This window comes from Helicobacter valdiviensis (assembly GCF_003245365.1).
Taxonomy (GTDB): Bacteria; Campylobacterota; Campylobacteria; order Campylobacterales; family Helicobacteraceae; genus Helicobacter_D; species Helicobacter_D valdiviensis.
The window spans coordinates 105,083-117,488 of sequence record NZ_NBIU01000001.1 but is presented as its reverse complement, the minus strand read 5'-3'; the positions used below and the strand labels follow the sequence as shown (position 1 = coordinate 117,488).

Sequence of the window (12,406 nt, the reverse complement as noted above, 5' to 3'; positions counted from 1 at the left end):
AAAAAATATTAGATTTTTTATTTAAGTTTCAATAAAGCAAGAGAGATTCTTGCTTTTTAAGAAATGTTAAGTCTTTTTTCAAGCTTAACAATTCTATCCCAAGTTTCAATCACAGAATCTGGATTTAAAGAAATAGAAGAAATGCCATTCTCTACTAAAAATTCTGCAATCTCTGGATAATCACTAGGTGCTTGTCCGCAAATACCGCAATATTTATTTTGCTTTTTGCAAGCCTCAATAGCTAGTTTAAACATTTTTAGTAATGCTGGATTTCTTTCATCAAAAATATGACTTACAAGCTCTCCATCTCTATCTACCCCTAAAGTCAATTGTGTTAAGTCATTAGAACCAATAGAGAAGCCATCAAAGAGTTGCAAGAATTCATCTGCCATAATCACATTCACAGGCAATTCACACATTACATAAACTTCAAGTCCATTTTCGCCTTGCACAAGTCCATTTTTGCGCATAATCTCCAATACGCGTCTCCCTTCTTCTGGAGTCCTTAAAAATGGAATCATAATTTTCATATTGCTAAAGCCCATTTCATTTCTAGCCATTGCTAAAGCTTGACATTCCCATTCAAAAGCTTGTAGATATTCTTTAGAATAATAGCGACTAGCCCCCCTATAACCAATCATAGGATTTTCTTCGTGGGGTTCATAATCTTTTCCACCTACCATTCTGCAATATTCATTAGATTTAAAATCGCTCGTTCTGACAATTACAGGTTTGGGGTAAAATGCTGCTGCAATCATTCCAACGCCTTCTGCAATCTTTTTAATAAAGAAATCTTTTGGATTAGCATAACCTGCCATAATCTCTCTAACACCCTCTACCCCATCAAATTCTTTATTTCCATTATGTAACTCAATTAAAGCTAAAGGGTGTGCTTTAATATAATTATTAATAATAAATTCCATTCTAGCAAGCCCTACTCCATTATTAGGAATCATGGAGAATGCAAAAGCTTTTTCAGGATTTCCAATATTCATATAAATTTTAGTTTTAGGTTGTTCTAGCGAAGCTAAATCTACTTTCTCTATTTCATATTCGTGAATTCCTTGATAAACAAATCCATCTTCGCCTTCTGCACAAGAGACTGTTACTTCCATACCTGTTTCTAGTTTTTCGGTTGCACCCACTGCACCAACAATTGCAGGCACACCAATTTCCCTCGCTACGATAGCAGCATGGCAAGTTCTACCACCACGGTTTGTAATTACAGCAGAGGCTTTTTTCATAGCAGGCTCCCAATCTGGATCTGTATTATCAGTAACCAAAATCTCGCCTTTTTTAAGCTCACCCATATTGTTAATATTGTCAATTACTCTAATTTTACCTATCCCTATTTTTCCGCCTACTGCTTTACCGCTTAAAATAACTTCTTTTTCTTCTTTGTTTTTAAAGAAATATTTCTCTAAAGTATTATTTTGTTTTTTCATTTTTTGACTTTGGACAGTTTCAGGACGCGCTTGAACAATAAAGATTTCTCCACTATTTCCATCTTTTGCCCATTCCATATCCATAGGACGATATTCTCCTGCTTCCTTAGAATAGTGTTTTTCAATAAGCATTGCATATCTTGCTAGCGTTAAAATCTCATCATCATTTAAAGAAAAGCTTTTCAATTCTTCTTCAGTAGTAGGAATATTTTTTGTAGGATGTTTTGCTCCAGGTGCTGCATAAACCATTTTAATGTTTTTATAGCCTAATTGTCTTTTTAAAATAGGACGCTTACCAAGCTCTAGTGCAGGTTTGAATACATAAAATTCATCAGGATTTACTGTTCCACCTACTACATTTTCTCCAAGTCCCCAAGATGAAGTGATAAATACCGCATCTTTAAAGCCAGTTTCTGTATCAATACTAAACATTACTCCAGAGCTTCCTTTATCAGAACGCACCATTTTTTGCACCCCTACAGAAAGCGCTACTTTAAAATGATCAAATCCGCGTGATGCACGATAGCTTACTGCTCTATCAGTAAAAAGTGAAGCAAGGCAAGACTTAATATAATGGATAAGTTCTGTTTGTCCTTGAACGCTTAAATATGTATCTTGCTGTCCTGCAAAAGAAGCATCAGGTAAATCCTCTGCAGTCGCCGAACTTCTAACAGCTACATCAGCTTCTTCCATACCATATTCATCACTTAAGATTTTATAAGCCTCTAAAATCTCTTCTCTTAAATCTGCAGGAAGTGGTGTTCCAAAAATCATATCTCTAATTTTTTTAGAACGCACATTTAAAACATCTATTTCAGTAACATCAACTCCATCAAGCAACTCTTTAATTTTCTCTCTAATGCCAGCACTATCTAATAAATACCAATAAGCCTCACTCGTAATAGCAAAACCATTTGGGACTTTAATACCCATAGGAACAAGTTCTTGAAACATTTCTCCAATACTTGCATTCTTTCCGCCCACAATTGGCACATCCTTATTATTCAGTTCCTTGAAAAACCTGATGTATTTCATCTTGAAATCTCCTATTATTCTTACGCTTTATTGAATTAAAGCGTTATTCTACTTAATTTAACTTTATCTCATTCTTAGTTTATTTACTCTTTAAGAGGAGTTTGATAAACTTTCATCTTTAAAAAGTGGAATTTTATACAAAATTACACAATTCTACACAAAATTTAAAGGTGATTTATGGAGAATTTGGAGCAGATTTTAAAGCAACACAAACTAAGCCAAGAAGATTATGAAAAAATCTTAAAAATATTAGGTAGAGTTCCTAATTTAGTAGAAATTGGGATTATCTCTGCAATGTGGAGTGAGCATTGTAGTTACAAATCTAGTAAAATCTATCTTAATGGATTTCCAACGCGAGCCCCTTGGGTAATACAAGGCCCAGGAGAAAATGCGGGTGTCATTGATATAGGTGGAGGCTATGGAGCTGTTTTTAAAATGGAATCCCACAACCATCCTAGTTTTATTGAGCCTTATGCAGGAGCTGCAACGGGTGTGGGTGGAATTATGCGTGATGTTTTTACAATGGGAGCTAGACCTGTTGCCTCTTTAAACTCTATCCGCTTTGGAGATATTACAAAAGAAGATGCCACAGGAGCAAAACACCGCTATCTTTTAAAAGGTGTAGTAAGTGGGATTGGTGGCTATGGAAATTGTATGGGGGTGCCAACCATTGGTGGCGAAACAAGCTTTGAAGACTGCTATGAGGGAAATATTTTAGTCAATGCCTTTACTTTAGGAATTGTAAAAAATGATGAAATTTTCTATGGCAAAGCTGAAGGTATAGGAAATCCTGTAATTTATGTAGGCTCTAAGACAGGACGCGATGGATTAGGTGGAGCTGTTATGAGTTCTGACAGTTTTAATGAAGATTCTAAATCTTTACGCCCCACTGTGCAAGTAGGTGATCCTTTTACAGAAAAGTTACTTTTAGAAGCATGTTTGGAACTTTTTAAAGAAGATTTGATTGTAGGGATACAAGATATGGGAGCAGCAGGCTTAACAAGTTCTAGTTTTGAAATGGCAGGACGCAGTGGAAGTGGTATGATTATGTATCTTGATAAAGTTCCTATGAGAGAAGAAGGAATGAATCCTTATGAATTAATGCTTAGCGAATCACAAGAAAGAATGTTAATTTGCGCCAAAAAAGGTTGTGAAGATAAAATTATGCAAATTTTCCAAAAATGGGAATTAGATTGTGCAATTATCGGAGAAGTTACCAATAGTGGAGTTATGGAGCTTTATTGGCATAATGAGCTTTGTGCTAAAATCCCTGTAGCACCTTTAAGTGAAAATGCACCTATTTTAAAACGCCCAGTGTGTGAAAACCCCACTTATTTGCAAGAATTAGAAACTTTGAATACTGATTTATTCAATCAAATAGAGCCAAAAGATGCACTAAAAACCATTCTTTCTCACCCAAGCGTATGTGATAAGGCTTGGATTTATGAACAATATGATAGTAGCGTGCAAGCCAATACAATTATCCCTTCTGGTTTTGGGGGGGCTAGTGTTATACGCGTAAGAGAAAACAACAAAGGGATTGGTATGAGTGTGGCTTGTCCAGTTAGACTTTGCTATCTTGACCCTAAAGAAGGTGCCAAACAAGCCGTAGCAAAAGTGGGTAGAGATATTGCTCTAAGAGGAGGAAGGGCTTTAGCGATTACAGATTGTCTAAACTTTGGAAGTCCTGAAAATGAAGAAGTAATGTGGCAGTTTAAAGAATCTTGCGAGGGAATTAAGCTTGCTTGCAAAGCTTTAAATACACCTGTAGTAAGCGGAAATGTAAGTCTTTATAATCAAACAAATGGCAAAGACATCTACCCTACCCCTTCTATTGCTGGAGTAGGTATCCTAGATGATTTAAACAATGTATTACAAAGTGATTTTAATAAAGAAGGATTAGAAATTTACAAATTAGCCTCTAAAACTTCTAAAGAAGAATTTGGAGCAAGCTTAATCGCTAAGCTTTTAGGTAATAGCTTCAAAGAAGATATTGCAAAGATTAAACTTGAAGATGAACTTTATTTATGGAGTGTGTTAGCAAGTGCTAATGAAAGAAATCTATTAGAAGCTGCTACAGATATTTATCAAGGAGGCTTAATTACAGCACTTAGTAAAGCTTGCATTAGAGGGAAAATGGGTTGTATGAGCACTAAAGATTTTAGCACTAAAGAGCTTTTTGGCGAAGCACCTACGCAAGTTTTAATTGCAATCCAACCAGAAAATCTACAAAAAATTCAAGCCCTCATTGCTGATTCCAATCTTTGCTTAGAAAAAATTGCAACTTTAGGTGGAGACAAAATCAAGCTTGGTTCTTTAGAATTGTCTTTAGAGGAAGCTAGCAAGCTTTATTATGAGAGTTTTCAAAAAGAAATTGAGAAAAATTAGTTTTATTCTATGGGGTATGCTAGGATTTTTCCCTGCATATTGCATGGATTTTGACAGTTTTTACAATCAAGTTGCCAAACAAGCTTTAGAGAAAAACTATATCACCTTTAGATATAGACCCCTTGTTACCAAAGAAAGTTATCATTCTCTAAAACTTGAAGAGAAAAAGAAACTTATTCAAAGAGGCGGACTTGTTCTAGTTTTTAGTAAAATTTCTTTATTTCTATTTTTAAATGAACAAAGTGGAGTGGCTTTAAGCACAGAAAGTGGAAGTTATTTAAAATTTGATCAAAAATACTATGAAACCTTAAAAGATATTGGGATAGGAGGGGATATTAAAGCTATGTGCACCCTCCCCCGCTTTAATAAATGTATTCTTTTAGGATACGAGGCTTTTTAGTTAAATTGCCCTTTAAGCGTTTCGCACCATTTACTAATGCGTTCATCACTTAACTCTTCTTGATTGTCTTGATCTAGCATTAATCCTATAAATTTCCCATCTATTACACATAAACTTTCTTCAAACTCATAGCCATCTGTTGAAGTTTGTCCTATAATTTTTGCATTTTTAGAAACAATTTTATAAATCTCATATAAACCATTGCAAAATGTATCTCCATAAGTATCTTGATCCCCCACACCCACAAGAGCTACAATTTTATCTTGAAAGTCTTGTTCTTCTAGATCTTCTAAGAAACTTTCCCAATCACTTTGTAAATCTCCACTGCCATAGCTTGGAGTTGCCAAGATTAGATTTTTAAAGTTTAGAATTTGCTCTTTTTTAGCATTTACCACATCAATAATTTCTATATTTTCAAAATGTTGTGCAATCTTTTGTGCTATATCTTTTGTGGTGCCCGCATCTGAGCCATAAAATAAACCAATTTTTTCCATATTTTATCCTTGAATTTAAAATTAGCGTTAGAAATCTATAACTTTTTTATTTAAAATAAGATAAATTATGATAATGTTTATTAAATTTGTTTAAACTCCTGTGCAGCACAAAGCATAAACAAATAATTTGACTTATTTTTTCTATAATAATTTTCACTAAAGCCTTTTAATGTTTATAATGCTATTCCTTTTTGTAGGTATCTCCCCACTCAAATATCGTTTGGTTGCCACACATTGTGCTACAAAAATAATCGGGTAAATTAAATACTTTCTCATCTCTTGTAAATACAATACCCTGTTGATTTTTCCTAATATAAATTTTACAATTTGCAAAATCCTTATCATCATTTAAAGCTATAGCTTCTTGTGGAGATTTTATCTGTAATTTCAAAGTTATACTACATTCGTGCATATCATTAAATTCGTTTTTTTGAAGGATAGCCTCATATCTAGCTTCACAAATATTAAACTTATCACACTTTTGGATTGTAAAACTCCCCATATAAAGATTTTCTTGTAATGTATAAGTCCCAAGCCATGTATTATTGAGATGTGTTGTGTAATTTTGTAGTTCTTTAACTCTATTTTGCAAAAGCTCTTTTAAACATTCTTTGGATTTGCATTTTTCTCGCATCTTAAGCCAAGATTTTTGAGAATTTAACAATACTTTTTTGCCATTCTTATCAAGTTTTGCCTTTGTTTCTTGGTAGCTTTTAAAGATTTGTCTATCAAGTTTTTGTAACTCCCCGCTTTCATCATTGCAAATTTTCTTTTCAATCTTGCTTTTTGCTCTAGCGCAATCAAAGTTAGGTTTAGCTTCTTCTGAAGATTGAGCATTAATGCCAACACTTAAAGTAACACAAATTCCTAAAACTATTAAAAACTTTTGCATAAGAACTCCTTTAATATAGAAGTTAATTTTTATATAGGCTTTTAACATAGCTTAAATCTGTTGTCTTAATTGGCATTTAGTTTCCTAATAATTTATTGAGTTTTTTATCTTTTGTAAAAGCTTGATAGAGTTTCTTATAGTATATTTTATATTTTTCTACTGCTTCATCAAATAAATCTGCATTTGCCTCATTAATCCGAACATCTACAAGAAAGTAATTCCACTGCATAATATTGTAAGCCATAAAATCTATAACAATACTTTGAGTAGTATTTTCAAAAAAATTACCAAATAGATTATAATCGGGTAAAAACTTTATATCCATATCGTAGGTTCCATGAGGGTTTTCAATTGGGACAATAAAATCTTTTATTCTTTCATTAAAGCCCCATTTTTCTCTATTAGCTTCACTATCTATCATTTTAAAAGCTAAAGTAGCAATCGCTTCTAAATAAATTTGCTTTATGCAATCATTAGAATAATGCAGCTGAAAGTCTTCTTGTTTTTTTGTCTCAAATGGTGCAACAAAATAGCATTGAAATATATTTCTATTACTCATAACATCGTGATTAAAATATTTCAGTTCTTCTCTTTCATTTTGCCCCTCTTTTGTATCTTTAGGGATACGCTTTAGTATTGAAAAATAGAGCTTAGAATACAATCTATCAAGTTTTTGTAACTCCCCACTTTCATCATTGCAAATCATCTTTTCAACTTTTGTAGCTGCTTTGCCACAATCAAAGCTAGGTTTAGCTTCTTGCTCGGATTGGGCATTAGCACCAATACTTAATATTAGGAAAAATCCTAAAACTATTAGAATTTTTTGCATAACCCCCTCTTTACAATTATTCCTCCATAAACTCATGCAATTTATTGTATTCTTGGCGTGTTAAAAACCTAACCTTTTGCGTAGGAAGATTATTAAGCTGGATAAAGCCATAAGCAATACGCTTTAAATCTAAAACTTCCAAATTAAAATGTGCAAAAAACCTCCTAAGCTCTCTATTTTTCCCCTCATTAATCACTACTTTAATTTTAGAATATTTAGCTGTATTTTTAATCACAGAATATCCCAAAAATGGTGCAAATTCCATAGAGGTAATTTTGCTATTTTTATGTGCACCACTTCTTGCATCTTCTAAACTTAATCCTTCTTCCATTGCATCAAAAACTTTATCTTTTAGCATACCATTAAGCTTGATAAGATAAGTCCTCTCTAGCTTACTTTCCATAAGCTTAGTAACTACCTTATTGCTATCACTTAGTAATAACAATCCCTCACTTGCAAAATCCAACCTCCCAACAGGATTAAAATGCCAAAATCGTTTAGGCAAACTCTCATAAATGACTTTTCTACCCCTATCATCTTTTTTGCTAACTAGCTCACCTTTTGGTTTATTATAAACAATTACAGAATATTCTTCTTTTTCTCTAAGTAGTTTTCCATTCAAATACACTTTAGTATTTTCTTTAACTTGATAGGAAAAATCCCTAATAATTTCTTTGTTAATACTAACCTTTCCCTCTTTTATAAGTGTATCCGCCTCACGCCTTGAATATTTTGATAAATGTGCAATATACTGGTTTAATCTCATATTTTACTTCTTAAAAATAAATTTTTGTGCTTTTAAAAACTCTTTTAATTTATCTTTATGTTTGCCTTGAATTTCAAGCAAAAAACCTTCTTTTTCTTCTCTAATTTTCCCTCCGCTTGCAAGTGTGGTTTTGCATTTTTTAAACAATTCTTCCAATTCTTTCTTTTCTATATAAAAAACCCCACAGATTGTAACATCTTTCCCTCCCCTTTTTTCTTCATTAATCCATAAAAAATATTCGTTTTTTTCTTTTATTAGAGTTTTTTTATTGCATTTGCACTTGCTTTGTAACTCTTTGCATTTTTTACAAACTACATCTATATTGTCATTAAACTTTGCCCCAATTTGAAAATTTAATCCATCCATTCAAGCTCACTTAATTCTTCTTTGATTTGGCTATGCACATAAAGATTACTTATCATTTCTAGCTCTTGTGTGTTTGTTCTAAAAAGCACTCTTAGTTCTCTTTTGCCTCTATTTTTGATTGCTGCTCTTTGTAAAAGCATAATAATATTTTCATTCATATTAGAGTTTAAAACCAAAGTTAAGGGCGTATTAATATCGCTTTTTTCTATTGTAAAATCCACCTGCTCTTTTTGAGCTTCTTCTAGTGTTAAAACTTTATCAGCCTTTAGCTTTTTAGTCTCTTCTTGTTCTTGCACCATACATTTAATAGCAATAGGAATTTCTTTATCAAGCTCTTCTAACTGTTCTAATGTCTTCTCAAAAATTGTAAGCTCCACACTCCCATAGAGATCTTGAATTTTTAAAATCCCATAACGCTTTCCACTTTTAGAAAACTTTGTAATAATCTCCTCAATCTTTCCTACAAGCAAAATACTGCTATTTTCTGCAATATCTTGAATTTGATTGCTAAAGGCACATTTGATACTTTTAATCACTTCTTTATATTCTTCTAGCGGATGTCCTGAAGCATAAAAACCTAAACTCTCTTTTTCAAATTCTAAGAGTTCTTTTTTGCTATATTCACCCTTATCCTCTAAATTAATTTCTACATTTACCATCTCTTCACTCATACCAAATAAAGAATTTTGTGCTTCTTTTTGCAATGTTTGAGACATTTTTGCATTTTCGGTTAAGGCTTCTACTTGCTCTAAAAGTGTTTTTCTACTAAAGCCAAAACAATCCATCGCACCGCTTTTAATAAAGGCTTCTATGGATTTTTTATTAACTTTTTGAGGATCAATTCTTGATAAAAAATCTTTTAAATCTTTAAATTCTCCATTATTTGCACGCTCTTCTAAAATGATATTAATAGCAACTTCTCCAGCTCCTTTAATCGCACCTAATCCAAAAAGAATGCAATCCTCTCCATCAATCTCCTCCACACTAAACTCCAAAGAAGATTTTTGAAGATTTGGTGGAGAGACTTTAATCCCCATTCTTTTAACTTCTTCAATATATTCTACTACCTTATCAGTATTGTTATCCTCTGAAGTTAAGAGGGCAGCCATAAATTCTTTAGGATAATAAGTCTTTAAATATGCAGTTTCAAAAGTAATCATAGCATAAGCTGCGGAGTGGGATTTGTTAAATCCATATCCTGCAAACTTTACAATAAGCTCCCAAAGTTCCTCTGCCTTTGTTTTATCAAAACCTTGAGCCACTGCTCCTTCTGCAAATTTACTTTTATTATCTGCCATAATTTGTGCATCTTTTTTCCCCATAGCACGACGGATTAAATCTGCTCCACCCAAAGAAAATCCACCAATTCTTTGCACAATCTGCATAACCTGCTCTTGATACACAATCGTTCCATAAGTAGGACGCAAAATTGGTTCTAACTCTGGAAACATATATACAATAGGCTCTCTTCCATGCTTTCTATCAATAAAATCATTTACCATTCCTGATTCAATAGGGCCTGGACGCCCTAAAGCAATAATAGCAATAATATCTTCAAAAGTGCTAGGACGCAAGCGTTTGTTAATACCTTGGAACATACTAGATTCTATTTGAAAAACTCCTAGTGTATTTCCACTTTGTAAGGTTTCATACACAAGCTTATCATCTACATCTACTTCCAAAAAGTCTATTTTTCTTTTATGTTTTTTTTCAATAAGCTTTAAAGCTCCATCAATAAGCGTAAGTGTTTTTAGGCCCAAAAAGTCAAACTTGATTAAATCCACATCTTCTAAGTATTTCATAGAATACTGTGTAGCAATAATTCCATCACGCGTAGATTTATATAAGGGTGCTTTATACCATAATTCTTTTTGGGAATCTATTACCACAGCCGCTGCGTGCGTTCCTGCATTTCTCTTGGTTCCTTCAAGTGTAATAGCAAAATCCCAAACTTGTTTAGCAAGAGGATTGCTTTCTATCAATTCTTTAATCTTTGGTTCTTTATTAAAAGCTTCTTCAAGTGTAATTTCTAGCTCTTTTGGTATAAGTTTTGCCATAGCATCTGCTTCTCCATAAGCCATACCCATAACCCTTGCCACATCACGAATTACTGCTTTTGCTTTCATTTGACCAAAAGTGATTACTTGTGCAACATTATGATAACCATACTTCTCTGTTACATAATCAATAATTTCCCCTCTTCTACTTTGGCAAAAGTCCATATCAATATCAGGCATACTTACACGCTCTGGATTTAAAAAACGCTCAAAAAGTAAATCATATTTTAATGGATCAATATTTGTAATCTCTAAGCAAAATGCCACCAAACTTCCTGCAGCACTTCCTCTTCCAGGACCTACGGGAATTCCACGCTCTTTTGCAGCTCTAACAAAATCCCAAACAATCAACATATAACCTGGGAATTTCATTTTATTAATTACATTAATTTCATGCTCTAAACGCTCTTTATATATTTCATGCTTGGATTCATCAACATTTTTAAGCCTTTTTTTAAGCCCTTCTCTGCATTTGTAAGCAAAATAATCCGCATCCTCTACATAATCTAAATTTTCTTTTTTAGCATATTCAGCAGTAAATTTAAAACTAGGTGGCGTAGGATCTCCTAAGTGTAGTTCTAAATTACATTTATTGGCAATTTCTTGAGTGTTTGCAATCGCCTCTGGCAAATCACGATAAAGTGCTGCCATTTCTTGTGGGCTTTTAATGTAGAACTCTTGCACACTATGACGCATACGCTTAGGGTCGTTAAAATCCTTTCCAAATCCTATACAAAAGGCAACTTCTTGCACAATAGCATCGCTTTGTTTTGTGTAATGTGTATCATTAGTAGCAACAATTTTAATCCCTGTTTCTTGGGAGATTCTAATAATATCATTATCAATTAATTGCTGCTCTTGGATGCCATGTCTCATAAGTTCCAAATAAAAATCTTCTCCAAAAATATCTTGATATTCTAAGGCTACTTCTTTGGCACGCTCATAACCTTTTCTTCCCTTATTATCATCTTTTTTTAAGTTAAGATGCCATTGCACTTCACCATTCAAACAAGCTGAAGAACAAATCAAACCCTTGCTATGCTCTCTTAGCATTTTTTTGCTTACGCGCGGCTTCATAAAAAAGCCATACAAAGAGGCTTGTGAAGCTAAATACATAAGGTTTTGATATCCTTCTAAATCCTTAGCATAAAGACATAAATGGTATCTTTGATTGCTCTTATCTGCTATATCTTCTGCATTATGTAAATAAGCCTCCATTCCCAAAATTGGCTTAATACCTTCTGCTTTCATTGTTTTGTAAAACTCAATAGCACCAAACATATTTCCATGATCAGTGATTGCCACACTTTCCATTCCTAGTTCTTTAATTTTCTTAGCTAAAACTTTAATCTTATTCAAACCATCTAATAAAGAATATTCAGTATGCAAATGAAGATGTGTAAATTGCACATTTTCCATAGGCGCTTTACTCATTTTATTTTTCCTTAAAAGTCAATATTTATAAGCATTTATTACAATAAAATTCTTTATGGGATTCTAGCAACTTTTTGCTTTAAGAGAAATTTTACTTTAGCATTTTTTGGTTTTTATCTATAAAAATATGAAAATTTTTTAAAGCACGGTATAAAATTTTAACTTTTAAAAAACTTCCATATTTTTAAATAAAATTTTATTGCACTAAAATAAACACTCTACTTTTGGGAAATTAAAAAAAATTAATAACGCAAAAGATAAAAATAACTTAACTTTTATATAGTCTCTTTATACTGCTTT

General features: G+C 32.8%; 9 protein-coding genes. 2 read left to right on the top strand and 7 right to left on the bottom strand.

Going from position 1 to position 12,406, the window contains the following annotated elements; all coding sequences use genetic code 11:
- Positions 1-56: 56 nt before the first annotated feature.
- Positions 57-2,480, bottom strand: a complete 2,424-nt coding sequence (gene ppsA, locus B6S12_RS00515; protein WP_111228860.1) for a pyruvate, water dikinase — start codon at positions 2,478-2,480, stop codon at positions 57-59.
- Between the two features lie 177 nt (positions 2,481-2,657).
- Between ppsA and purL the strand changes: the two genes are divergently transcribed.
- Together purL and B6S12_RS00505 are read left to right on the top strand one after the other, a co-directional pair.
- Positions 2,658-4,868 carry a phosphoribosylformylglycinamidine synthase subunit PurL gene (gene purL / locus B6S12_RS00510; RefSeq protein WP_111228859.1) on the top strand — a complete coding sequence of 737 codons (2,211 nt, stop codon included), beginning with the start codon at positions 2,658-2,660 and terminating at the stop codon, positions 4,866-4,868.
- Positions 4,855-5,268 (top strand): hypothetical protein, encoded by a 414-nt coding sequence (locus B6S12_RS00505; RefSeq protein ID WP_245892440.1) that lies wholly within the window; start codon positions 4,855-4,857, stop codon positions 5,266-5,268. The genes purL and B6S12_RS00505 overlap by 14 nt, the downstream gene beginning before the upstream one ends.
- Here B6S12_RS00505 and B6S12_RS00500 read toward each other — a convergent pair.
- From B6S12_RS00500 to dnaE, 6 genes are all read right to left on the bottom strand, one after another.
- Entirely contained in the window at positions 5,265-5,762 is a 498-nt protein-coding gene (locus B6S12_RS00500; protein WP_111228858.1) for a flavodoxin, read from the bottom strand. The genes B6S12_RS00505 and B6S12_RS00500 overlap by 4 nt on opposite strands.
- Positions 5,763-5,943: 181 nt before the next feature.
- The gene (locus B6S12_RS00495) at positions 5,944-6,654 is read right to left on the bottom strand and encodes a lysozyme inhibitor LprI family protein (protein ID WP_111228857.1); all 711 of its coding nucleotides are present in this window, start codon (positions 6,652-6,654) and stop codon (positions 5,944-5,946) included.
- A gap of 76 nt (positions 6,655-6,730) precedes the next feature.
- Positions 6,731-7,483 carry a lysozyme inhibitor LprI family protein gene (locus tag B6S12_RS00490; RefSeq protein WP_111228923.1) on the bottom strand — a complete coding sequence of 251 codons (753 nt, stop codon included), beginning with the start codon at positions 7,481-7,483 and terminating at the stop codon, positions 6,731-6,733.
- A 16-nt stretch (positions 7,484-7,499) separates the two neighbouring features.
- Entirely contained in the window at positions 7,500-8,249 is a 750-nt protein-coding gene (locus tag B6S12_RS00485) for a pseudouridine synthase (RefSeq protein WP_111228856.1), read from the bottom strand.
- A gap of 3 nt (positions 8,250-8,252) precedes the next feature.
- The gene (locus tag B6S12_RS00480; protein WP_111228855.1) at positions 8,253-8,615 is read right to left on the bottom strand and encodes an SUI1 family translation initiation factor; all 363 of its coding nucleotides are present in this window, start codon (positions 8,613-8,615) and stop codon (positions 8,253-8,255) included.
- Complete coding sequence (gene dnaE, locus B6S12_RS00475) at positions 8,603-12,106, bottom strand: DNA polymerase III subunit alpha (protein WP_111228854.1); 3,504 nt, start codon at positions 12,104-12,106, stop codon at positions 8,603-8,605. The genes B6S12_RS00480 and dnaE overlap by 13 nt, the downstream gene beginning before the upstream one ends.
- Positions 12,107-12,406: the final 300 nt, after the last annotated feature.